Annotated in this window: 21 protein-coding genes; 15 read left to right on the top strand and 6 right to left on the bottom strand. The window is 69.1% G+C overall.

Features of this window, described 5'->3' with window-relative positions:
- Positions 1–189 precede the first annotated feature (189 nt).
- The gene (locus BLQ43_RS14695) at positions 190–585 is read left to right on the top strand and encodes a hypothetical protein (protein WP_176758689.1); all 396 of its coding nucleotides are present in this window, start codon (positions 190–192) and stop codon (positions 583–585) included.
- Positions 586–719: 134 nt separating this feature from the next.
- Positions 720–1,139, top strand: a complete 420-nt coding sequence (locus BLQ43_RS13550) for a helix-turn-helix domain-containing protein (protein ID WP_218119221.1) — start codon at positions 720–722, stop codon at positions 1,137–1,139.
- A 37-nt stretch (positions 1,140–1,176) separates the two neighbouring features.
- On the opposite strand, the gene BLQ43_RS13545 is transcribed toward BLQ43_RS13550, so the two are convergent.
- Positions 1,177–1,914: a DUF72 domain-containing protein gene (locus BLQ43_RS13545; RefSeq protein WP_090022215.1), complete on the bottom strand. Its 738-nt coding sequence runs from the start codon at positions 1,912–1,914 to the stop codon at positions 1,177–1,179.
- Positions 1,915–2,231: 317 nt separating this feature from the next.
- Here BLQ43_RS13545 and BLQ43_RS13540 point away from each other — a divergent pair, with 317 nt between their 5' ends.
- The 3 genes from BLQ43_RS13540 (at position 2,232) to BLQ43_RS13530 (ending at position 5,765) form a co-directional block, all read left to right on the top strand.
- A complete protein-coding gene (locus tag BLQ43_RS13540; protein ID WP_090022211.1) occupies positions 2,232–3,614 on the top strand; it encodes a cytochrome ubiquinol oxidase subunit I in 1,383 nt (460 codons plus the stop codon).
- Between the two features lie 13 nt (positions 3,615–3,627).
- Positions 3,628–4,665 (top strand): cytochrome d ubiquinol oxidase subunit II, encoded by a 1,038-nt coding sequence (cydB, locus tag BLQ43_RS13535; RefSeq protein WP_090022206.1) that lies wholly within the window; start codon positions 3,628–3,630, stop codon positions 4,663–4,665.
- A gap of 149 nt (positions 4,666–4,814) precedes the next feature.
- Positions 4,815–5,765 (top strand): cation diffusion facilitator family transporter, encoded by a 951-nt coding sequence (locus BLQ43_RS13530; RefSeq protein ID WP_245659593.1) that lies wholly within the window; start codon positions 4,815–4,817, stop codon positions 5,763–5,765.
- Between the two features lie 28 nt (positions 5,766–5,793).
- Here BLQ43_RS13530 and BLQ43_RS13525 read toward each other — a convergent pair whose 3' ends face one another.
- From BLQ43_RS13525 to BLQ43_RS13505, 5 genes are all read right to left on the bottom strand, one after another.
- The gene (locus BLQ43_RS13525; RefSeq protein ID WP_090022203.1) at positions 5,794–7,488 is read right to left on the bottom strand and encodes a c-type cytochrome; all 1,695 of its coding nucleotides are present in this window, start codon (positions 7,486–7,488) and stop codon (positions 5,794–5,796) included.
- A gap of 62 nt (positions 7,489–7,550) precedes the next feature.
- Positions 7,551–8,183: an SCO family protein gene (locus BLQ43_RS13520; protein ID WP_090022199.1), complete on the bottom strand. Its 633-nt coding sequence runs from the start codon at positions 8,181–8,183 to the stop codon at positions 7,551–7,553.
- Positions 8,184–8,289: 106 nt separating this feature from the next.
- Positions 8,290–10,266: a hypothetical protein gene (locus BLQ43_RS14690; RefSeq protein WP_176758688.1), complete on the bottom strand. Its 1,977-nt coding sequence runs from the start codon at positions 10,264–10,266 to the stop codon at positions 8,290–8,292.
- Between the two features lie 69 nt (positions 10,267–10,335).
- Positions 10,336–10,971 (bottom strand): SCO family protein, encoded by a 636-nt coding sequence (locus tag BLQ43_RS13510; protein WP_090022191.1) that lies wholly within the window; start codon positions 10,969–10,971, stop codon positions 10,336–10,338.
- Positions 10,972–11,022: 51 nt separating this feature from the next.
- Positions 11,023–12,885, bottom strand: a complete 1,863-nt coding sequence (locus tag BLQ43_RS13505; RefSeq protein WP_090022187.1) for a multicopper oxidase family protein — start codon at positions 12,883–12,885, stop codon at positions 11,023–11,025.
- Between the two features lie 386 nt (positions 12,886–13,271).
- Here BLQ43_RS13505 and gspE point away from each other — a divergent pair, with 386 nt between their 5' ends.
- The 10 genes from gspE (at position 13,272) to BLQ43_RS13455 (ending at position 21,418) form a co-directional block, all read left to right on the top strand.
- Positions 13,272–14,972 carry a type II secretion system ATPase GspE gene (gspE, locus tag BLQ43_RS13500; RefSeq protein ID WP_090022184.1) on the top strand — a complete coding sequence of 567 codons (1,701 nt, stop codon included), beginning with the start codon at positions 13,272–13,274 and terminating at the stop codon, positions 14,970–14,972.
- A 41-nt stretch (positions 14,973–15,013) separates the two neighbouring features.
- Positions 15,014–16,243, top strand: coding sequence for a type II secretion system F family protein (locus BLQ43_RS13495; RefSeq protein WP_090022179.1), 1,230 nt, complete (start codon positions 15,014–15,016; stop codon positions 16,241–16,243).
- 146 nt (positions 16,244–16,389) lie between these two features.
- Positions 16,390–16,848 (top strand): type II secretion system major pseudopilin GspG, encoded by a 459-nt coding sequence (gspG, locus tag BLQ43_RS13490; protein WP_090022175.1) that lies wholly within the window; start codon positions 16,390–16,392, stop codon positions 16,846–16,848.
- Positions 16,815–17,294, top strand: coding sequence for a GspH/FimT family pseudopilin (locus tag BLQ43_RS13485; protein ID WP_090022172.1), 480 nt, complete (start codon positions 16,815–16,817; stop codon positions 17,292–17,294). Before gspG ends, BLQ43_RS13485 begins: the two co-directional genes overlap by 34 nt.
- Positions 17,281–17,685 (top strand): type IV pilus modification PilV family protein, encoded by a 405-nt coding sequence (locus tag BLQ43_RS13480; RefSeq protein WP_281217575.1) that lies wholly within the window; start codon positions 17,281–17,283, stop codon positions 17,683–17,685. Before BLQ43_RS13485 ends, BLQ43_RS13480 begins: the two co-directional genes overlap by 14 nt.
- Positions 17,682–18,317 (top strand): prepilin-type N-terminal cleavage/methylation domain-containing protein, encoded by a 636-nt coding sequence (locus tag BLQ43_RS13475; protein ID WP_090022163.1) that lies wholly within the window; start codon positions 17,682–17,684, stop codon positions 18,315–18,317. The genes BLQ43_RS13480 and BLQ43_RS13475 overlap by 4 nt, the downstream gene beginning before the upstream one ends.
- Positions 18,318–18,344: 27 nt before the next feature.
- Positions 18,345–19,436, top strand: a complete 1,092-nt coding sequence (locus tag BLQ43_RS13470) for a PilN domain-containing protein (RefSeq protein ID WP_090022160.1) — start codon at positions 18,345–18,347, stop codon at positions 19,434–19,436.
- A complete protein-coding gene (gene gspM / locus BLQ43_RS13465) occupies positions 19,433–20,011 on the top strand; it encodes a type II secretion system protein GspM (RefSeq protein ID WP_090022157.1) in 579 nt (192 codons plus the stop codon). Before BLQ43_RS13470 ends, gspM begins: the two co-directional genes overlap by 4 nt.
- Complete coding sequence (locus BLQ43_RS13460; protein WP_090022152.1) at positions 20,008–20,841, top strand: hypothetical protein; 834 nt, start codon at positions 20,008–20,010, stop codon at positions 20,839–20,841. The genes gspM and BLQ43_RS13460 overlap by 4 nt, the downstream gene beginning before the upstream one ends.
- Positions 20,842–21,022: 181 nt before the next feature.
- A complete protein-coding gene (locus BLQ43_RS13455; RefSeq protein ID WP_143006291.1) occupies positions 21,023–21,418 on the top strand; it encodes a hypothetical protein in 396 nt (131 codons plus the stop codon).
- Positions 21,419–21,658 lie beyond the last annotated feature (240 nt).

Here is a 21,658-nt window from a genome sequence, read left to right as displayed (position 1 = left end):
GCTCCCGTGTCGTCGCGCGATGGCACGCGCGCACCTACGACCATCAAGGTTAGGCGTTGGGGGTTTAAGAAAACGTAACCGCACCACGGGTGGTCCACTTTGCAGCCCACCGAACGGGGGATGCGGGCGGCCTTGATGCGAGTCGGGTGATCGCGAATCCTGGCGGCACACGCTGCGCAGGAGACGGCAATGGTCACGGTGCCGGCCTACGGTCTTCCCAGCACGGTGACGCAAGCGCATCGGCACGAGGTTCCGGGCCGGTTCGCGCCAGCGATTCCGGCCATCGCCGAAACGCTCAGCACCGACAACCACGAAGATCCGACCGACGACCAGCGCCGCGGCGGCGGCGAAACCTTCACCACCAGCCTCGAGCGCAGCTTCGCGAGCGCGGGGGCCCAGCTTCACGGTGCACCGCGATTCGGGCTGGACTTGTCGAACAGCGCGTTCGCCAGCCTGTTCCACGAAACGCCGCCGCCCAAAGTCCGCCCCGCGCTGGCGCCGCGCGCCGCGATGGCGTATCGGCGACCCGTTCAAATGCCCCCCGACGGCGCCGAGCTTGCGCGCCGCGTTAGCCTAATGGTGTAAACCCGTATTCGGGAGATTCCCGCTTTGCGGGCATACCCCATTCAAAACACCACTTTTCCTTGCTTCCCGGCTGGATCGGTTCCATACATGGGCGTGCATCTCAGGGTTGGGGAACCACGCGCAGGGGGTCCAGCGTGCCTTCGCCGTCCGACACGCGCGAGATCGACACCCACGTCGGGGGCCGCATCCGTCAGCGCCGCATCATGCTGGGCATGACCCAGCACCAACTGGCCGACCGCCTGGGTATCACCTATCAGCAGGCGCACAAGTACGAGCGCGGCCTGAACCGTATTTCCGCCGGGCGCCTCTATCAACTCGCCCGCGTCCTCGATGTCGAGGTCGGCTACTTCTATCAAGGCCTGGACGACACGGCTGTGAGCCAGGATGCCAGCCAGCGCCTGTGCCTGGACATGGCGCGGAACTTCTCGGACATCACCGACGAACGCAAGCGCCACGCCCTCGCCCAGCTCACCCGCACCCTTGCCGACCGCGAGCGCGGCACCGAAAGCGAGGATCCGCCCGACACACATCGGGATGCAGGGAACGGCATCTGAATCCCGGCCCCGAAGCGCCGCGATGGGCTGACGCCCGTCAGCCGGTCAGCATGGTCTGCAGCGCCTGCGCGTTCATCGCCGCGTGGCCGGATTCGTCGTTGTCGAAAAAGCAGTACACGTCCCGGCCGTCATCCCGCCACGCGGCGATGCGGTCGCGCCACCCCGCCAGCGCCGCCGCGTCGTAGCTGCCGGTGTAGGCCGTTTGCCCCGGGCCGTGCAGGCGCAGGTAGACGAAGGACGCCGTCGCGCGGACGGGCGTGGTCCGCCCGCCCATGTCGGCGATGACGAGCGCGGCGTCTTGGCGCGTGAGCAGATCGAAAACGCTGTCGTTGTACCAGCTGTCGTTGCGGAACTCGAAGGCGTAGCGATGGCCGCTCGGCAGCGTTTCGAGAAAGGCGCGCAACCGGCCCAGGTTCAGGCCCATGTTGGGCGGCAACTGGAACAGAATCGGCCCCAGCCGGTCGCCCAGCACCTCGGCGGCCTCGAAGAAGGTGCCCGTGCTTTGATCCGGGTCCTTCAGCTTCTTCATGTGGGTGATGTAGCGGTTGGCCTTGACCGCGAAGGTAAAGCCCGCGGGCACCCCCTCGCGCCAGGCCGCGAAGCTGTCCGCGTCGGGCAGATTGTAGAAGGTGTTGTTGAGTTCCGTCGTGTCGAAGGTTCGCGCGTAGCGCGCCAGCATCTCGCCGGAAGCTGTGCCCTCGGGATAGAACGGCCCGATCCAGTGCCGGTAGCTCCAGCCTGACGTGCCGATGCGCACACGCCCCGCAGCCGTCATCCTCGCCTCCCGCGACGGAAAGGCCTTCGTGCAAAGCGTGCCGTGGCGACCCGGGTCGGGCAAACCCCCGCGAGCGGATACCGCGAATGTCCTGCCAGCGTGCCGGCCCAACGGCTCTGATCCAGGTCAAAGCATATCACGCTACGAACAGTTAACTGGCCTGCGCCGTCGGCGTCGGGCAAGATTGGACTGCGATCATGCGCCGCGCCCGGCCGGCGGCGATGGCCCTGGATGGGGCATCGGGCGGCGGTTATGTCTTGCACAGCCTCGTGGGAACAGCGGGGCCACAGCCAACCGGGTCGAGATGGAGACCAATCATGGATCCGCTGATCCTCTCGCGCATCCAGTTCGGCTTCACCGTCGCGTTCCACATCCTCTTCCCCGCCTTCACCATCGGGCTGTCGGCCTGGCTGGCGGTCGTGGAAGGGTTGTGGCTCAAGACGGGCCGGGATGTTTACTACGAGCTTGCCCGCTTCTGGAGCAAGATCTTCGCCGTGTCCTTCGGCATGGGCGTGGTGTCGGGCATCGTGATGTCCTATTCCTTCGGCACCAACTGGGCCGTCTTCTCCAACGCCGCCTCGCCCGTGATGGGTCCGCTGCTGGCCTATGAGGTGCTGACGGCCTTCTTCTTGGAAGCGGCCTTCCTGGGCATCATGCTGTTCGGCTGGAACCGCGTGCCGCGGTGGATGCACTTCACCGCCACGGTGCTGGTGGCCATCGGCACGTCGGTGTCCGCGTTCTGGATCCTGTCCGCCAACTCGTGGATGCAGACGCCGGCCGGGTTCGAGCTGCGCAACGGCGTCTTCTACCCCGAGGACTGGTTGGCGATCATCTTCAACCCGTCCTTCCCCTACCGCTTCGTGCACATGCTGTTCGCGGCCTTCCTGTCCACCGCGCTGGTGATCGGCGGCGTCGGCGCGTGGTACCTGCTCAAGCGCAAGAGCGTGCAGCACGGCCGCATCATGAGCGCCATGGCGGTGGGCCTGCTGGCGGTGATGGCGCCCGCGCAGCTGATCGTCGGCGACCTGCACGGCCTCAACACCCAGGAGCATCAGCCGCGCAAGGTCGCGGCCATGGAGGGCCACTGGGAGTCCAAGGCGGGCGCGCCGCTGATCCTGTTCGCCGTGCCCGACCAGGAAGCGCAGACCAACCACTTCGAGATCGGCATTCCCTATCTCGGCAGCATGATCCTGAAGCACTCCTGGACCGGCGAGGTCACGGGGCTGAAGGAGTGGGCGCCCGAGGATCAGCCGAGCGTGGGCTGGGTGTTCTATTCCTTCCGCATCATGGTGGCCATCGGGCTGGTCATGATCGCGCTGGGCCTGATCGGCGCCTTCCTGCTGTGGCGCGGCAAGCTGTTCCAGAGCCGCCGGTTCCTGCGGGCCCAGGCATCGGCGATCCCGCTCGGCTTCATCGCCGTGCTGACGGGCTGGATCGTCACCGAGGTCGGCCGCCAGCCCTACATCGTTCACGGCATCATGCGCACGAGCGAGGGCGTGACCCAGTCGCTCAGCGGCGGCGGCGTGCTGACGACCCTGATTCTCTTCGGGATCGTCTACACCATCATCTTCGGTGCCGGGATGTTCTACATGATCCGGCTGGCGATGAAGGGCCCCGAAGCGGATCAGCGCCCCGAGCCCGGCGGGCACCCGAAGCGGCCGCTCTCGGCCGTGAGCGACAGCACCGCCCCGGCGGAATAAGGAGAAGCGCGCCATGGAATTCTGGCTGCCCGCGATCTGGTCCGTCGTGATCGCCGTCGGCGTGTTGATGTACGTCATCATGGATGGCTTCGACCTGGGGATCGGCCTGCTGTTCCCCTTCGCCCGCGGCGAGCGCGAGCGCGACGTGATGATGAACAGCGTCGCACCCGTGTGGGACGGCAACGAGACCTGGCTGGTGCTGGGGGGCGGCGGCCTGCTCGCCGCCTTCCCGGTGGCCTATTCGACCATCCTGCCGGCGCTCTACCTGCCCATCATCCTGATGCTGATGGGGCTGATCTTCCGGGGCGTGGCGTTCGAGTTCCGCGCCAAGGCCGCGGACCAGAACAAGCACTGGTGGAACCTGGCGTTCGCCGGGGGCTCGGCGGTCGCCACGCTGATGCAGGGGATCACGCTGGGCGCCTTCATCCAGGGCTTCCAGGTGGAGATCACCTCGCAGGCCGTCGGCGATGTGACCACGGCGGTCTACACCGGCGGCGCGTTCGACTGGCTGACGCCGTTTTCGATCATCTGCGGCCTGGCGCTGATGCTCGGCTACGGGCTGCTGGGCGCCGGCTGGCTGATCATGAAGACCGAGGGCGAGCTGCAGGACTGGGCCTACGAGCGCGCCGAATACCTGCTCGGCGGCGTCGTGCTCGCGCTCATCGTGGTGAGCATCTGGACCCCCTTCCTGCACCCGATGATCCGCGACACGTGGTTCTCCTGGCCCAACATCCTGCTGCTGTCGCCGGTGCCCATCATCACGGCCGTGGCGATCCTTCAACTCTGGCGCTCGCTGCAGAAGCGGCGCGAGATCCAGCCCTTCGTGCTGGCCATCGTGACGTTTCTGCTCAGCTACCTGGGCCTGGGGATCAGCCTGTACCCGTATGTCGTGCCCCACGCGATCAGCGTGTGGGAAGGCGCCTCGGCGCAGTCCTCGCTGATCTTCATGCTGGTGGGCGTGGTGATTCTGCTTCCGGTCATCCTGGCCTACACCGCCTATTGCTACTGGGTGTTCCGCGGCAAGGTCCGACCGGGCGAGGGCTACCACTGACCGCCACCCGGCGGACCAGCGGATCGCACGTCGTGGGGGAGGGCTCGCGCCCTCCCCCTTTTCATGTTCGCGGGCGCGGGTGGATTGCGGACATCCCCGCCCATGGCTAGACGTGGCGACGCAACGCCCGAGCGCCGGAGCCGTCGCCCTTGGCCCAGCCCGACGATCACGACCCCGCTCACCGTGCGGCCGTGGAGCCGCCCGACCCCGACCATCGCCCGCCCGTCGCCGGGGCCTCGACCGCGCGGGCCATGCACCGCGCCACGATCGCCTCGGTTTCCACGGCGGGCACCCTGATCGTCGCCAAGACGGGGGCGTGGCTGGCGACGGACTCCGTCAGCCTGCTCTCGACGCTCGTGGACTCGCTGCTGGACGCGGCGGCCTCGCTGATCACGCTGCTGGCGGTGCGCCACGCGCTCCAGCCGGCCGACCGCGAGCACCGCTTCGGCCACGGCAAGATGGAGCCCATCGCCTCGCTCGGGCAGGCCGCCTTCGTCGCCGGCTCGGCCGTGTTCCTCGTGATCGCCGCGGCGCAGCGCTTCATCGAGCCGCGGCCCGTGCAGGCCCCGGCCATCGGCATGGCCGTGATGGCGGCGTCGATCCTCGCGACCCTGGCGCTCGTGGCCTATCAACGCCGCGTGGTGCGGCGCACGGGCTCGCTGGCGATCCAGGGCGACAGCGTGCACTACCTGGGCGACGTCCTGGCGAACCTGGCCGTCATCGCCGGCTTCGTCGTGTGGCAACAGACCGGCTGGGCCTGGGTCGACCCGGCCCTGGCGGTGGGAATCGCGGTCTACCTGCTGGTTTCGGCCGCCGGCATCGGGCGCCACGCGCTCGACATGCTGATGGACCGCGAGCTTCCGAAGGCCGAACGCCAGGAAATTTCACGCATCGTGCTCGCCCACCCGTCGGTGGGCGGCATGCACGACCTGCGCACCCGCGCCTCCGGCCCGCAACGCTTCATCCAGCTTCACCTGGAGCTGGACCGCCGCATGCCCCTCGCCGAGGCCAAGGCGGTGGCGGACGAGATCCACCACCAGCTCCAGACCGCCTTCCCCGACGCCGACGTCATCATCCACCAGGACGTCCTGGCCGGGTGACGGCGCGCGGCGGTGGGCGCCGCGCGCCTCAGGGCACGATCCACTCGGACACGGCCTTGTAGCCATCCTTGGCGTCGGGATCGAGCTTGACGATGTAGGCGCCGTTGGAGGCGAAGCGCACGCCCGGCCCCAGCGACAGTTCCGGATGCGTACCGGGGTTCAGCTCGGCCTCGGCCTCCTGCTCAATGTATTCCAGCAGGTAGTCCCGGTAGAAGTCCGTCACCAGGTGATTGACGCTGAACTGCATCTGCGTGAGCGCGTAGTAGGTCTGCATCTGCACGCGCTCGTGCGACACACCGATGCCGCGGCTGTTCATCCAGGCGCGCACGCGGAAGGACCGCGGATGGTAGCCGGTCGGCTTCTCGTAGGGATGGGTGAGGCGAACCTTGGGGCGCAACTTCTCGGACAGCTTTTCCTTCGCTGCTGCCAGCGCCGTGGAGGGCAGAACCACGCGCTCGGCTGCGGGCGGGTTCGCGTTCAGTGCCGCCACCGCGGCCTCGACGTGATCCCCGGGCCAGATCGCCAGCACGTCCGTCTCCCGGTCCGCGGCCTCAGCGATTTCGGCCGTGAGCGCGTCGCGCGAGGCCACTTCCGCTGAGGTCATCCGCGTCGCCGGCAGCGCCCGTTCCGCCCTGTCGGCGAAGGCGTCCGCCGGCACCGTGCCCGCCGGGTCGGCCGCATGAATCTGGTGCACACGCTTCGGCTGCGGGTCCTGATTGCTCAGGTGCGCGGCCAGCGCTTCGCCTTCAAGCTCCAGGCCGGGTGAGAAATAAACACTGTAGCCATAGGTCGCGTCGTCCGTGTCCGGCAACACGGTGTTGGGAAAGACGCAAGGAATCCCGTTGCTGTCGCAGAAGCCGTCGACCGGTGCCCAGGGGCCGTCGACGAGCCCGCTGACCACGGCAAAGACCGGCCGCCTCTCGTAGCGCTTTTCCAGCTGCTTGCGCCAGGTGGAGGGGGCGCCCTCAAGACGCCAGACATGGAGGTCCCACAGGCGGTAGGCGTCGGCGAATTCCGAGCGGTAGTACGGCGAGAAGTTGGGCTTGTTCATCTGGGTCTGGATGTCCTTGTTGTACCATTCGATGAACGCCCGCATCGTGCGCAGCATCGCCTGCGCCTTGCTCTCGTCGACGTTGGGCCCGACCACCGTGGCCAGGTGCATCGTCTTCTCGCCGACGCCCGGGTCCTTTTCCGCGGACAGGTCCTTGAGGTATGCGATGAGGTTGGCGACCGCCTGGTCGCTCATCTTGTAGCGCGGCATGGCTTCCGACAGCGTGCGGCCGGCGGAATCCGTGCCCTCGCGGATCGCGCGCGCCAGGGTTTCCTCGGTGTAGGCGGGGCGCATGTTGGGCATGCGCACGCGCGCGTCGAACCCGCTCGAATGTTCCTGCTTGAACAGCTCGCGGAAGCGGCGGTTGCGGCGCTCACGGTTGAGCAGCCGCTCGGAGAACAGCACCTCACCCGTGATCGGCGGCACGAAGGTGCTGCCCTCGCTGCTGCCGAACCCGCTCGGCCGGTGGCAGCCGACACAGGTGAAGTTGTCGCTGGTGCTTTCGATGTCGCCCTGGACGATGGCGGGGACGGGTTCGCCGTCCGACGTCACCCCGTTCCAGTAAAAACGCTTGCCTTCTGTGGCCTCGCCGTCCGGCAGCTCACCCGCTGCGGCGCCGAAGGCGCCGCCGGCAAGCATGGCCACCGCGATTCCCGCAGCGGCGCTGCGCATCGTTTGCCGCACCCTGTTCGCTCCCCTTTTCCGGATCGTGCGTGAGTCCGCAGGCGCGAGCCTCAGCGGCCCTCGACGGCGGCCGCGGTCGTTTCGAGCGCCTTGCGGAATTCAGTTTTCAACTGCCCCGCGCTCATCAGGCCGTTCAGCCGCACCCAGGTGTCACTGTCCGCCGCCCGGAGGTATGTGTACGGCTCGTGGTACATCTTGTTTTTACCCCCGTACTTGGCGTTGAACGCGCCCATGGCAGTGCGCACGGCGTCGAGCTGGCCGGTCAGGAACGTCCAGTCGCCTTCGGCATCGAACTTCTCGGCGTACCGGGCCAGACGCGCTGGTGTGTCGTAGCCCGGATCCATGGAAATCGAGACGATCCGGAGATCCGGCGCCACCTCGCGCAGGTCGTCCTGCGCCTGGGCCATCATCGCCGTGATCATCGGGCAAACCGTCTGGCACGAGGTAAAGATGAACTGCAGCGCGACGGGCCGGTCGCCGGCCAGGAGCTTCCGCAATTGCACCTGACCGCCCTCGTGCGTGCGAAGCGTCACATCCGGCGTGGTGTAGCTCGCCTCGATCCGCGCGTAGCCCTCGGCTGCCGCGCCATCCGTCTTGGCGTGGCCTGGCCCGGGGGCTGCGCTCAGACCCGCGACGAGAAATCCCGCAACGAGCAAACCGGAGAGGCGTGTCAGCTGGCGCATGGTCGTACCTCCTGGTGCGGGATTTTGGTGTCGTGATGCCCCAAGCGAGTCCTGATGAACGAAAAGTGGGGACAGGCCCACGCGGAGCCTGTCCCCGTTCCGGCCGTTAGTGGACCGAGAAGATCGCGACGTTGTGGTGCATCGGATCGAACTGGTAGTAGCGCAGCCGCGTGGAAGGATCGTGATTGAAGTTCACCTTCACATCGCGGAGGCCCAGGCCACGCTCGTCACGGACCACGCTGCTGCCGTCCGGCGTCGGAGGCATGCGCAGCCACGAAGCGCCTTCGTCGTGGTTCGTGGCGTTCGGGTTGTTCCGCGGTGTCGCGGCCGTCTCACGCGGCTCGATCTTGCGCGGCGTGCCCTCGCCGTTGCCTTCCAGCAGCCGGGCGACCTGCTGGTCCTCGGGCCGCTCGGCCGCGGGCACGATGGCCGGACGGACGGTGTTCGGCTGCCACTGCGTGCGGCCGAAGGTGAACCACGGGCCCTGACCGCCGATCGGGATGGTGTTCTGGTAGATGTTCTCCCAACCGCGGTTACCGCCGAAGTCCACGTTCTGATAGGCGTGCGGGAAGTAGTCGCCGTTGATCAGCCGGGTCTTCAGGGTTTCGCCCCGGCTCTGGAACTCGAACCAGGTCTGCTCGGCCATCCGCTTCACGCCGTGGACGCGGCCGTAGATCGTGTTGTTCACGTAGAACAGCGTCTGATCGTAGGCCTGCTCGCCTTCATCGGCCTGGGCCTTCTCGACGCCGCGGGGCAGGCTCGTGCGGTCGTTCCAGTCGTCGAACGCGGCCTCGATCTCGGCGACGATCTCCTGCTGCTCCTGACGGCTGGCGTCCGTGCCGAGCTGGCGCAGCTGGCGGAAGCCTTCCCACATGCGCTTGGCGGGGGAGAGGTCGCCGATCTGCTCGATGGCCTCCAACTTGGCCTGCTGGCTGGCGCGCGGATTCTCGCCGAAGACGTCACGCTCCCACTGGACGATGTTCTGACCCAGCACGGTCTTGCCGGCGTTCTCGATCGCCTGGATGCGCGGCGGATGGACGCGCCAGCCCCAGTGGTAGGTCAGGTTGTACATGTCCGCCGGGGGCATGGACATCTCGAACTGGTACTTCTTGCCCTCTTCCATCGGGAAGAAGGTCTGGTCCATCTGGAAGAAGGGGACGATCTGGGGCTGATCCTCGCCGCGATCATCCGGATCCTGGAAGAAGACCTGGAAGGGGGCGAAGTCCTCGTGACCCCAGTGCATCGCGTGGATGTTGTAGTGGATCTCCCAGGTCTCGTTCGGCGGCACGTTCGACAGATCGAAGAACATCGTGTCGCCCTTGATGCGCTGGCGCATCCAGAACTGGTCGACCTCGACCGTCCACTCGCCCTCATCGTTCTGGGTGACGGTCTTGACCATGTTCACGCCGTTGTAGTTGAGCAGCGCGAACTCACCCTCGTAGGCGCGGTCGCGGTTCTCGAACTCGTTGCCCTCGAGGATGTCGATGGCGAACTCGACCTGGTCCATCGGGATCTCGCCGGGAACTTCGCCCGGAATCGTGCCGGCGTTCTCCTTGCGCTCGACACGGCCGCGGCGCGGATCGGCCGGAACGCCTTCACCGCCCGGGAAGACCTCCTGGTTGGTGGCCGCACGGTCCTCGGGGAACACCACCGCGTGCAGCACGTTGATGATGTTGGCCAGATCCCACCGCGGCGAGCGGGAGTCGATGTCCGAAACCACCGGGTCCGGGTGCAGGTTGTAGGGGTCCTCGGGCGTCGACGGCAGGCTGTTCGGGACTCGGTCGCCGCCCTGATCGATCATCCGCTCGTAGACGGTGGGCAGGATGTTCGTGGCGTCGCCCGCATCCTTGAACGGCTCGGACTCCTCGAACACCGGCTGTGGCCCTTCGTACACCCAGGTGAAGCCGTCGTCCTCGAACGACAGGCCCCCCGTCGGAACGGTAACCGGGTTCGGTGCCGGGTGGTTGGAGGCCTCCCCGTTTGAGAAGACCGGGAAGTCCTGATCCTGGGCCCCCGCCGCTGTCGCGAACAACAGCGAGGGCACGACGGCCGCGACGGCGTACTGCGTCTTTCGGCTAACCATCATGTAACTCCGTTTCTGCGTCCCTCGGTCGGCTCGATCGCGCGCTGAATGCGCGAGACCGCGGTCCGCTCAGACGGCGCGAGCGCTCCAGGGATACGGCTCCTGACCGCGCTTGGCCGGGCCGGCACGCCGCCACTGCGCCGGGCGCGGGCCCGGGATGCTGCGGCTGAGGCGGTCGGCCAGCTCGTCCGGCGAGTTGTGGCCCGGGAAGGTGCCCCAGAAGGCGCCGGGCTTGCCGTAGAACACCAGGTGACGGCTCATGTAACCGCGAAGGCGGTTCATTCGGCGCATCAACTCGTTGTTGGCGTTCTGCGTGGCCCGGACGAAGCACCAACCGTCAGGCGCCTCCAGCTCCTCGGCGAGCTGATGGAGCCGCTCGAAGGTGTCGTACTCGGGATCGAGAGACACAGAGTTGATGAAGACCTCGCTGCCCACCTTCTTGTCGAGGCGCTTGGCGACCTCGGCGAGGTTCTTCATGATCCGGTACTGCTCTTCGTGCCGCGAGGAGAAGAAGTTCACGAGAACGAGCTTCTTCTGCACCTGCGGATCATCGAACTTCAGGGGATCGTTCGTCTTCTCCCCCGTCTGCAGATCCTTGAACTCACCGGTGCCGTCGAGGTCCACGTCGCGAATGCGCGAGTCCGCCGGGGCACCGCTGCAGAATCCATTGACCTGCGAGAGAATGTTGCGTCGATCGGTCGTCATGGATGGATCCTTTCTGTCATCCGTTCAGCGCCACGCTGTGCCGGCGAGCGATCAATCGCCCTGCCCCGGCGGCACGATGTCCCACCGGATCATCATGGCGTGGTCTTCGTGGACGACGTTGTGGCAGTGCATGACGTGCCGGCCGAAGAAGTCGCGCCAGCGACCGAAGAACTTGATCTCGTCGCCCGGGCCGAGGCGGACGACGTCCTTCTTGGCGTCACGCACGTTCGTCGGCGTGATCGGCTGGCCGTTGACCTCGAAGATCTGGAATTCCTCGAAGTGCGTGTGGATCGGGTGACCCCACGACAGGCCTTCGTTGCGGAACGTCCAGATCTCGGCCGAGCCCTGCTCGATCGCCGCGTCCACGCGGTTGGGATCCATCAGGCGGCCGTCGACCGTGAACAGGCCGTTGTCGTAATCGAAGGTGAACAGCCGCTCGCGGCGCACCTCGCGGAAGTCGATCGTCGGCTGCTTGCGCAGCTTCTGCGGCACACGGCTCGGATCCTCGGGCTGCTCCTCGCCCACCTGGAACATCATGACCTCGGACAGCGGGTCACCCAGCTCCAGACGCCGGCCGCTCGGACCCTCGCCCGTGGAGCGCATCTCCAGATGGTTGGTGAGGATCACCTGATCGCCGGCCTCGAATTCGGAGAAGTCGATGACGACATCGGCGCGGTTGGCGACCCACAGCTCGACCTCCTCGACGGTCTTGGGCTCGTCGAAGAAGTTGCCGTCCTCGGTCAGCTGGATGACCGGAACCGGGCCGCGCTTGAAGTTGCCGTTGGCGTCCCGGACCTGGAAGCTGAAGCGGTACAGCCGGCTGGGACCGCCGTTGTAGATGCGCAGGCGGTACTTGCGCTGCTTGACGTCGTGGAACGGCCGGATCTTGCGGTTCACCGTGAGCTGGTCGCCCAGCATACCGAAGGTGGTGTGCTGGAAGCTGGGGAACAGCTCCTCACCCAGATCGTCGAACTGCTGGGTCGAGGGCGTGCCGAAGTCCCACACGACCTGGCCGTTCTCGTCGAACTGCACGTCGTGCACGATCAGCGGGATGTCGAACTCCGGCCCGCTCGGCAGGCGCGAGGCGTTCGGATTGGGATCGCGCTCGTCGTTCGAGTCGAACTCGTCGAACAGCAGGTACGGCGCCGAGATGCCGCCGTAGACGTTGGTCGCCGTAAAGTCCAGACGGTGGTCGTGGTACCACAGCGACGTCAGCTTCTCGCGCTCGTCGAAGCCGGCCGGGAAGTTGCCGTAGTGGTAGTCCCAGAACTCACCGGGGTTGAAGTAGTCCGTCGGGATGCCGTCGGACTCCGACGCCGTGTGCGCGTTGTGCAGGTGAACCGTGAACGAGGGGTTCGTGAACACCACGCGATGCTCGCCGATCGGCGGCATGTCGTTCACGCGGCGCACGAAGATCGGCTCGTCGTAGAACACCCGGTAGACTTGACCCGGCACGAAGAAGCCCGGCTCGACGGGGTTGGACGAGCGATCGTCGCCCGGCCGGATCGGGATGTCGTGACCGGCGTCCCAGCCGATGTGGATCGAGCCCTGATTGTACGGCGGGTCGATGTGGTACTGCCAGCGCTTCTCGCGGAACGTCTCGCGGAAGTACCGCTGCGGCACGAAGTCGTGGTAGCGCTGGTGGCGATCCGGATCCGGCGGCGGATCCAGGTCGGTCTGCCGCACTTCCGCCGCCTCGCGGGCGTCGGGAAGCACGAACAGCGGCGTCACGAAGCTGCGAGCCTCCGGGCTCGGCCGCGCAACGACGGAAGGCGTTCGCGTGTCCGGAAACACCAGCCCTTCCTGATTGAAGGGCCGCCGTGCGTGGTTGGCAGCGGCGAACGCATGCGGCGACGCCAGCCCGGTGCCGGCAGCAGCCAGGCCGAATTTGAGGGCGTCTCGCCTCTTGAACATGCTGCCTCCTTGATTTCCTGCGTGGAGCAGGGATCCGGGGACAACTCGGCGCAGCGCGACACACGCCGCCCGTTCGCCGGACGAAGGTCGCCCTGACGCGTTGGAGGGTGCTATTGCCACTCCGGATCCACTGCCGGGACAGCCGTGCCGGCTACCCCTTGGGTCGTTCCCCCATAAACTGCAACCCCCAATTGCTGCACCCCACGCGATACTTTAATTGTCTCCCGGGGAGCGTCAACAGGAGATTCGTTCTGCGCGCATACCACCCGGTTACGGCGTGCATGACAGTTGGGTGAAGGTCTCCGCAGCGGACCGGTTGACCGGCCCGCCCGCGGGGCGGAGCCTTAACCGCGAGGAAACCCTGCAACCGGTGGGATGCCGCGGCGATGCCCGAGAGCGCGACCCTGACCGACCGCGACGACCAGCTCGCCGGGCGCCTGCTCGCCGCAGGCCGCATCGAGGAGTCCGCCCTGGACCGCGCGCGCCGCGTGGCGGGCAGCAGCGGCGAGGGCCTGCCCGAGGTGCTGCTCAAGCTGGGGCTGCTCGGGGAGCGCGACCTCGCGCGCACGCTCGCGGAAGTGCACGACTGCCCGCTTCTGGGACCGGACGACTTTCCCGCCGCGCCGCTCTACGCCGACAAGCTGAGCCCGCGCTTCCTGCGCGAGGCGCGCGTGCTGCCGGTGGCCGAGGGCGAGGGCACGCTGCACCTCGCGATGGCCGATCCGGGCGCCGGATTCGCACGAGAGGCGATGGCGCTGCTGGCCGAGTCCCCCGTCACGCCGTGCGTGGCGGTGCCGGCGGAGCTGGAACAGGCGATCGAGCGTCTCTACGCCGCCAGCGAGCCCGCCGCCGACGCCGTCGCGGACACCCTGGAAAGCAGCGTCGAGGACGATGTCGCCCGCCTGCGCGACATGGCCAGCGAGGCGCCCGTCATCCGGCTGGTCAACCGCCTGATCCAGCAGGCGATCGAGCAGCGCGCCTCCGACATCCACCTGGAGCCCTTCGAGAACCGCCTGCGCCTGCGCTACCGCGTGGACGGCGTGCTGCGCGAGGCCGACGCGCCGGCGCTGTCGATGCACGCGGCCGTGGTCTCACGCATCAAGATCATGGCGCGTCTGGACATCGCCGAACGCCGCCTGCCCCAGGACGGCCGCATCAAGATGGCCGTCCGCGGCAGCCAGGTGGACCTGCGCATCTCCACGATCCCCACGCTCCACGGCGAGAGCGTGGTCATGCGCATCCTGGATCAGGACAGCGTGCGCCTGGACTTCGACGCGCTCGGCGTCACCGGCCCCGCGCGCGAGACGCTGGAGGAGCTGCTGGCGCGGCCCAACGGCATCCTGCTGGTGACCGGCCCCACCGGCAGCGGCAAGACGACGACGCTCTACACCGCGCTGAAGCGGCTCAACGCCGACGACCGCAAAATCCTCACGGTCGAGGACCCGATCGAGTACCAGCTGGAAGGCATCAATCAGATCCAGGTCAAGCCGAGCATCGGGCTGGACTTCGCCGCCTGCCTGCGCGCCATCCTGCGCCAGGACCCGGACATCATCCTGATCGGCGAGATCCGCGACCTGGAAACCGCGCAGATCGCGGCACAGGCGGCGCTGACGGGGCACCTGGTGCTGTCCACGCTGCACACCAACAACGCCGCCAGCACGATCACGCGCCTGCTCGACATGGGCGTGGAGGAATACCTCGTTACCGCGACGGTCAACGGCGTCGCGGCGCAGCGCCTGGTGCGCCGGCTGTGCCCGGACTGCGCCGAGCCCTACGCCGTCGAGCCCGAACTGGCCGAGCGCCTCAACCTGGCCAGCGTGGGCGGCGGGCCCGGCAGCACCCTCTACAAACCGGTCGGGTGCAAGCGCTGCAACGACACCGGCTACCGCGGACGCGCAAGCATTCTGGAGACGCTGACGCTGGACGACGCGCTGCGCCGGGCCGTTTTGCGCGGCACCGACGCCAGCCAGCTGCACCGCGACGCCGTGGCCTCGGGGCTGCGCACGCTGTATCACGATGGCCTGGCGAAGGCGCTGGCGGGCACGACCTCGGTGGACGAGGTGCTGCGCGCCACGCGCGATACATGAGCTTGCCCCAATGAACCGATGATGGAAGCCTCCCCGATCCCATGCCGCGTTTCCACTACCGCGCCGTGAACAGCGCCGGCGAAACCGTCCGCGGCGAGATGGAGGCCGGGGACCGCGCCGGGCTCGTGCGCGCGCTGCGCGATCAGGGCTACATGCCGGTGCACACGGAAAAGCGCACCGGGCCGGCCCGCGCGGGCGGCGGCAAGACGCGGGGCCGGCGGGCGCGGCGCGGCCGCATCACGCAGCAAGGGCTGGCGCTGTTCACGCGCGAGTTGGCGACGCTGCTGGGCGCGGGCCTCCCCATCGACCGCGCGCTCGCCACCGTGGCCGGGCAGAGCGAGGCCGGCGGCATGGCCCACGTCGCCCAGGGGCTGCTGGACGCGGTGCGCGGCGGCGCGGGGCTGGCGGATGCCATGCAGCGCCAGCCGGGCGTTTTCCCGGCCTTCTACGTCGGCCTCGTGCGCGCGGGCGAGGCCGGGGGCACACTCCACGAGGTGCTGACCAACCTCGCCGACGCACAGGAACAGGCCGAAAGCCTGCGCCAGGAGATCCGCTCCGCGCTCAACTACCCCATGCTGGTGCTGATCGCGGCGGGCGCGGCCATCGTCATCCTGCTGGCGGCCGTGGTGCCGGAATTCAAGCCGCTCTTCGCCAACTCGGGCGACGCCCTGCCCTGGTCGGCGCGCGCGGTGCTGGCGGTGTCCGAGGCCTTCCGCGCCTACTGGTGGGCGCTGCCCGTGGCGGTGCTCGCGGCGGTGCTCCTGGCCGCCCAGGCCCGGCGCAGCCCGCGCGTGCGCGCGGCCCGCGACGCCTGGGCCATGCGGCTGCCGGGGATCGCGCCCCTGATCCGCAAGATCGAGGCGGCGCGCTTCGCCCGCGCCCTGGGCACGCTGCTGCGCAACGGCGTGGACGCGGCGACGGCCATCGACATGGCGGTGGACACCGTGGGCAACACGCGCCTGGCGCAGTTGCTCGGCTCGGCGGGCAAGCAGCTGCGGCGCGGCGAGGGGCTGGCGCAGCCGCTGGCGGCGGCGAACGCCTTTCCCCCGCTGGCGACGCAGTTGATGGAAGCGGGCGAGCAGAGCGGCCACCTGGACCGCATGCTGCTCACGGTCGCCGGCATCTACGACCAGGAGGTGCGCCGCGACACCCAGCGGCTGCTCCAACTCCTGGTTCCCATGGTCACGCTGCTGCTGGGCGTGGTGGTGGCCGCCATCATGGGCGCCATCCTCTCCGCGATCCTCAGCTCGTATCAGATTCCGGGCGCATAGGGCATGATGCGGTCGGGCCGCACCGGACCGGGCGCTGAATCATGCCCGCGCACCAAAGACGTCGAGCGCGATCGGGCTCGCCGGTTTCCCGGCGTTGTCGCATCGCGCTCGACACCCGGCGAACAGGGACGAGGTGACGTCATCCGATGGCACGGCAGACGCAACGACGCACCGAGCGCGGCTTCACGCTCATTGAGCTGCTGGTGGTGCTGGTGATCCTGGGGCTGGTGTCGGCCTTCGCCGCACCGCGCGTGCTCCAGTACCTCTCCAGCGCCAAGCGCGACACCGCCGAGATCCAGATCGAGCGCCTGAGCGAGGTGCTGGACCTCTACAAACTGGAAGTCGGGCAGTATCCGACGAGCGATCAGGGGCTGGAAGCGCTGATCGAAAAGCCCGCGGGCGTGTCGGGCTGGAACGGCCCCTACCTCAAGAAGGGGCGCGAGATGCTCACCGACCCCTGGGGCAATCGCTACCAGTACCGCCGCCCCGGCGAGCACGGCGCCTTCGACCTCTTCTCCTACGGCGCCGACGGCGAACCCGGCGGCCAGGGCGAGAATGCGGACGTGACCAATTGGTCGAGCGGCGACGACGGCGCCACTTCCTGAACCCGGTCGGGCAGCACGGCTTCACGCTCATCGAGCTGCTGGTGGTGCTGGCCGTCATGGGCCTGATCGCGGCGCTCGCCTCGCCGCAGCTTCAGCGCGTCCTGCCCGGGGTGGAGATGGACGCCGAGGCGCGCACGCTCGCCGCTGCGCTGCGGGAAACGCGGGCGCGGGCCGTGCGCACGGGCCGGCCGGCGGCGCTGACGCTGGACCTGCGCGCGCGCCAGTACGCCGTGCCGGGCGATCCGCCGCACGCCCTGCCCGAGGGCATCGCCGTCGACGCGGTCACGGCGGTGAGCACCGTGGCGGAGGGCGGCCGGCGCGTGGCCTATCGCTTCTTTCCCGACGGCACGGCGCTCGGCGGGCGCATCACCCTCACGCGCGGGGGCGAGGCGCTGACCGTCGGCGTCGACTGGATGACGGGGCGGGTGAGCATTGCGGACGGCTGACCACCGGCACGGTCCGGGCCGGCACGGCTTCACGCTCATGGAGGTCCTGGTCGCGCTGACCATCCTGGCGGTGGGGCTGACGGCGCTCTTCCGCGCCTTCGGCACGGGCGTGCGCGGTGTCGAGGCCAGCGGCGACCGCGCCCATCTGCTCGCCGCCGCGCGCAGCCGCATGGCGGATGTGGGCGCGGGCATCCCGCTGCAACCCGGCACCTACAGTGGCGAGAGCGCGGCCGGCCGCTGGCGCGTGCGGGTCACACCCTATGACGGGACGGGCGCGCCCGCGCGCACGCGCCTGACCCGGCTGATGCGCGTCCAGCTCGTGGTCGTGGGGCCGGACGGCAGCCGCCAGCACCTGAGCACGCTGCGCCTCGCGCCTCGGGGACGGCCATGACGCGGCGCGGCCAGCACGGCTTCACGCTCATCGAGCTGCTGGTGGCCCTAACCCTGCTGGGGCTGCTGTCGGTGGGGTTGTTCGGCGGGCTCAGCCTGGGCGCGCGCACCTGGAGCGCGGGCGGCGAGCGCTTGGCCGAAGCCAACGACGCCGTCACCGTGCGCCGCTTCCTGCGCCACCGCCTGCAACAGGCCAAGCCGCTGAGTTTTCGCGACGGCGACACGGCCACGCCCGTCTTCCGCGGCGGGCCGCACCGGCTGCGCTTCGCCGCCTCCTGGCCCGCGCACCTCGGCCGCGGCGGCGTCTACGTCTTCGACCTGCGCCGCGCGGCGAACGGGCCGGGCGTGGACCTGGACTGGGCGATGTTCCGCCCCGGCGGGCCGCAGGTGGTCGCGGGCGCGCGCGAACGCCCGCGCCGGTTGTTCACCGATGCGGAAAGCCTCACGTTTCGGTACTATGGCCGCCGGGGTGAAGGGGATCGCCTGCAATGGCACGCGACGTGGCGGGGAACGACGCGCTTGCCGCGCGCCATCGAGATCCGCGTGAACGGCGGCTTGGACGGTCGCTGGCCGCCGCTTCGCGTGCGCGTCGCGGGCGCCGCCGGCGGCTTCGGCGGCGACGGCGGCGGTTAACCGGATGATGGGCCGGGGAGAACCGGCATGGCTGTGGCCGACTCGCCACTTCTGGCGCTGAGCGGGCGCTTCTGGCGCTGGTGGACGGGGGAGTTGCGTGCCCTCGTGCCGGCGCGCGTGCGGCTGACGCTGGCGCGCTGGCGGCGCACGCTGGCGCTCCACGTCGGCGACGGCGAGTGGACGCTCAGCCTGCACCGCGGGGAGCGCCGGCGCGAGCTGGGCAGCCTGCCGCCCGCCGACGCCGATCCCGAGACGGCCGGGACGGCGCTGCGCGAGATGATCCGCGGCACCGCCGGCAGCTACGACGCCCTGGCCGTGCGTGTGCCGGCCTCGCGGGCGCTGCACCGCACGACGCATCTGCCCAGGGCGGTGCGCGGCAACCTGGTCGAGGCGGTCGGCTACGACATGGACCGCCAGACCCCGTTCACGGCGGACGAGGTCTACTACGCCGTCGCCGACCGCGGCCCCGACACCTCGGGCGAGCAGATCGTCACCGACCTGGAGGTGGTGCGCCGCGCCGACGTGGACCCGGCGCTCGCCGCGCTCACGGCCGCTGGTTTCACGCCCGACCGCGTGGAGGTCGCCGGCGGCGGCACGGGCAACCTGCTGCCGCCGGAGATGCGGCCGGATCGCGGCGGCCCGGCGCGGCGGCTCACGGCCCTGGCGGCGGCGGTCGCGCTCGTGCTGGGAACGGCGGCGGCCTACCTGCCCATTCACCAGCTCCAGACCGAGCTGGCGCGCACCGAGCGCAAGTTGGAAACGGTCAAACGCCAGGCGGAGACGGTGCAGGCTCTGCGATCCCGGGCGGAAACGCTGCGCGCCCGCGCCAGCGATCTGGTCACGCGCAAGCAGCAGCAGCCGATGGTGACCGAGCTGGTCGCGGAGCTGACGCGCACCCTGCCCTACAGCGCCTTCCTCTCGACGCTCCAGGTCGACCGCCAGCAGGTGACGCTGAAGGGCTACGCCCGGAACGCCTCCACGCTGATCGGGCAGCTCGCAAACATGCCGCAGCTGACCAACGTGCGCTTCGCCGCCCCGGTGACCGAGGCCTCGCGGGTGGCGGGCGTGCGCGTCCACATTGTCGCGGACATGGCCGGACCGGCGGGAGGTGCCTCGTGAACCGCCTGCCGGCCTGGGCGAACCGCGCGGCGGCGGTGGCCGTCCTCGTGCTGCTTGTGGCGGGGCTGGCGCTGGGCGCCGTGCTTCCGGCGGTGAACAGCTACCAGCAGGCCCGCGCGGAGCTGGCGGACGCGCGCGAGATGCTGGCCCGCTACCGCGCCGTCGCCGAGCACGGCGAGGCCATGCGCGCGGCCGTCGACCGCCTGCAAAAGGCGCAGGCGGACAGCGACCTTTTCGTGCGCGGGGAGAGCGACTCCCTTGCCGCCGCCAACCTGCAGCAGCACCTCAAGAGCATGGTGAACGAGGCCGGCGGCAACACGCAGTCGGTGCAGAGCCTGTCGCCGCAGGCGCGCGACGGCCTCACCCGCATCGGCATGCGGCTGAAGATTTCGGCCACGGTGCGCGGGCTGGCCGAGATCCTGGAACGCGTGGAAACGCAGCGCCCGCTCCTGTTCGTGCGCAACCTGCGGGTCAGCGGCTCGCTGCGCCAGACGGACGAGGGCCGCCCGAAGATGCAGCCCAAGCTGCTGGTGGCGCTGACGGTGGCCGGTTTCCGGCTGGGAGGCACCTCATGAGGCGGCGGCGCTGGCCGGCGGTGGTGCCCGTGCTGGCGATGGGCGTGCTGGCCGCCGCCCTGGGGCACCGCGTGCAGGCGACCCTGGAAACGCCGGCGGGCGCGTCCCTGGGCCCGCACACACCGGCGGACGTCGCCATCAGCGTGCCCGATCCGGAGCTGCCGCGATTCGAGCCGCCGCGCTCGGCGCGCTTCAGCGTTATCGTGCGCCGCAACCTCTTCTCTCCGGAGCGCCAGCCGCCGCCGCGCGACACCGACGAGGACGCGGCCAAGCAGGCCGAGGCCGACACGGACGCCGACAGCGGCCCGGACGATCCATCGGCGGAGACCGCGCCCACCCTGAACGCCACGCTCGCGGGCGTGGTGCTCGCCGGTTCGAATCAGCGCGCCATCGTGGTCACGGGCGACGGCGGCACGAAGCACCAGCTCGCGCCGGGCGAGCGCGTTGCGGGCTGGCGGCTGATCCGGGTCACGGCGCAGGCGGCCACCTTCCGCCGCGACGGCACGGAGACGCGCCTGACGCTGCCCTTCGCCGCGACGGTGTCGGCCGATGACGCCGAGCCGACGCAGAAGGCGAGCGCCGCCGGGGGGCCCACGCCGGAGCAGCCGGCCGACCGCATCACCCCCGTCAACACGCTGGACAACACGCCGGGTTTCCTGGCCGACGAGCAGCTTCCCGGCGGCATCCCGGCGGGCGAGGACTCCGGCGCGGAACCCGTCACCCCGCGCGCCAAGCGCAGCTCCGAATCGGGCAAGCCCGCGCGGGCCCGCAACCAGAGCGGCGTCAGCGACCGCGTCGACAAGTACCGCGACATGGGCGGCGGGGAGTAGCAGCGCTCCTTCGTACCGACGTTCGGAGTCCGCGTGCGGCGACGATGCTCCGCGGGTACGCGGCCGTTACTCCTTTGCGCCGTTGCACCGCGCGGGGCGGACCATCAACCTGAATTTGCTTTCCTTTCTCGCGCACGTGGGTTCCGCTCTTCCATCGTGGTTCTCTTCACGAACCGATGGCGTGGCACGCGGGCCGGATTGGAAATCCGAACACAGCGGAGAAACCGAGATGAAAACGCCTGACTGGGCGAAACCCGCCATATTCGGCGCCGTCGGCGGGGCGATCGCGGCCATTGCCATCGGCTTTATCTGGGGCGGCTGGGTCACCGCCGGCACAGCGACCAAGATGGAACGCGCCAGCGCCAAAACGGCGATCACCGAGATCTTCACGCCGCTCTGCGTCGCCGAGGCCCAGAAAGAGCCCGAAAAGATTCAGCGCATGTTGGAGGAACGTAGCTGGAACCAGGACAACTTCGTGGTTGAAGCCGGCTGGGTGGACAACGTCACGGAAAAGCACCGCCGCACCATCGCCGTCTCCTGTGCGGCCGCCCTCGCCGAGGCTGCGAAGACCGACTAAAACGTCGTGCGTGAAATCGTGTCTGCCGAGAAGGCCGGAAACCTCACGCTAGGTTCCTGTCTTTCCTGTGCGAGCAGTTTCAGCGCCTACGGCGCTCACCGGCCTGTCGGCCGCTTCCGCGCCTGCGGCGCGCGAGCCTTGCGGCTGTCCACGCACGAGCAAGCAGAATCACGCCGGGACGGCCACGGCGGAGTGGGCGTCCGAAAGAGCTGATTCCACTTTACGGCGATCTGCTCTAAA

This window comes from Limimonas halophila, from assembly GCF_900100655.1.
GTDB classification, from domain to species: domain Bacteria; phylum Pseudomonadota; class Alphaproteobacteria; order Kiloniellales; family Rhodovibrionaceae; genus Limimonas; species Limimonas halophila.
The sequence above is the reverse complement of the archived record's forward strand: the minus strand, read 5'-3'. Positions and strand labels throughout refer to the sequence as shown.

What these genes read in the sequence shown, in the direction of transcription:
- BLQ43_RS14695 (WP_176758689.1), top strand. Translation starts at nt 190, where the DNA reads ATGGTCACGGTGCCGGCCTACGGTCTTCCCAGCACGGTGACGCAAGCG.
- BLQ43_RS13545 (WP_090022215.1), bottom strand. Translation starts at nt 1,914, where the DNA reads ATGACGGCTGCGGGGCGTGTGCGCATCGGCACGTCAGGCTGGAGCTAC.
- BLQ43_RS13540 (WP_090022211.1), top strand. Translation starts at nt 2,232, where the DNA reads ATGGATCCGCTGATCCTCTCGCGCATCCAGTTCGGCTTCACCGTCGCG.
- cydB (WP_090022206.1), top strand. Translation starts at nt 3,628, where the DNA reads ATGGAATTCTGGCTGCCCGCGATCTGGTCCGTCGTGATCGCCGTCGGC.
- BLQ43_RS13525 (WP_090022203.1), bottom strand. Translation starts at nt 7,488, where the DNA reads ATGCGCAGCGCCGCTGCGGGAATCGCGGTGGCCATGCTTGCCGGCGGC.
- BLQ43_RS13520 (WP_090022199.1), bottom strand. Translation starts at nt 8,183, where the DNA reads ATGCGCCAGCTGACACGCCTCTCCGGTTTGCTCGTTGCGGGATTTCTC.
- BLQ43_RS14690 (WP_176758688.1), bottom strand. Translation starts at nt 10,266, where the DNA reads ATGGTTAGCCGAAAGACGCAGTACGCCGTCGCGGCCGTCGTGCCCTCG.
- BLQ43_RS13510 (WP_090022191.1), bottom strand. Translation starts at nt 10,971, where the DNA reads ATGACGACCGATCGACGCAACATTCTCTCGCAGGTCAATGGATTCTGC.
- BLQ43_RS13505 (WP_090022187.1), bottom strand. Translation starts at nt 12,885, where the DNA reads ATGTTCAAGAGGCGAGACGCCCTCAAATTCGGCCTGGCTGCTGCCGGC.
- gspE (WP_090022184.1), top strand. Translation starts at nt 13,272, where the DNA reads ATGCCCGAGAGCGCGACCCTGACCGACCGCGACGACCAGCTCGCCGGG.
- BLQ43_RS13495 (WP_090022179.1), top strand. Translation starts at nt 15,014, where the DNA reads ATGCCGCGTTTCCACTACCGCGCCGTGAACAGCGCCGGCGAAACCGTC.
- gspG (WP_090022175.1), top strand. Translation starts at nt 16,390, where the DNA reads ATGGCACGGCAGACGCAACGACGCACCGAGCGCGGCTTCACGCTCATT.
- BLQ43_RS13475 (WP_090022163.1), top strand. Translation starts at nt 17,682, where the DNA reads ATGACGCGGCGCGGCCAGCACGGCTTCACGCTCATCGAGCTGCTGGTG.
- BLQ43_RS13470 (WP_090022160.1), top strand. Translation starts at nt 18,345, where the DNA reads ATGGCTGTGGCCGACTCGCCACTTCTGGCGCTGAGCGGGCGCTTCTGG.
- BLQ43_RS13460 (WP_090022152.1), top strand. Translation starts at nt 20,008, where the DNA reads ATGAGGCGGCGGCGCTGGCCGGCGGTGGTGCCCGTGCTGGCGATGGGC.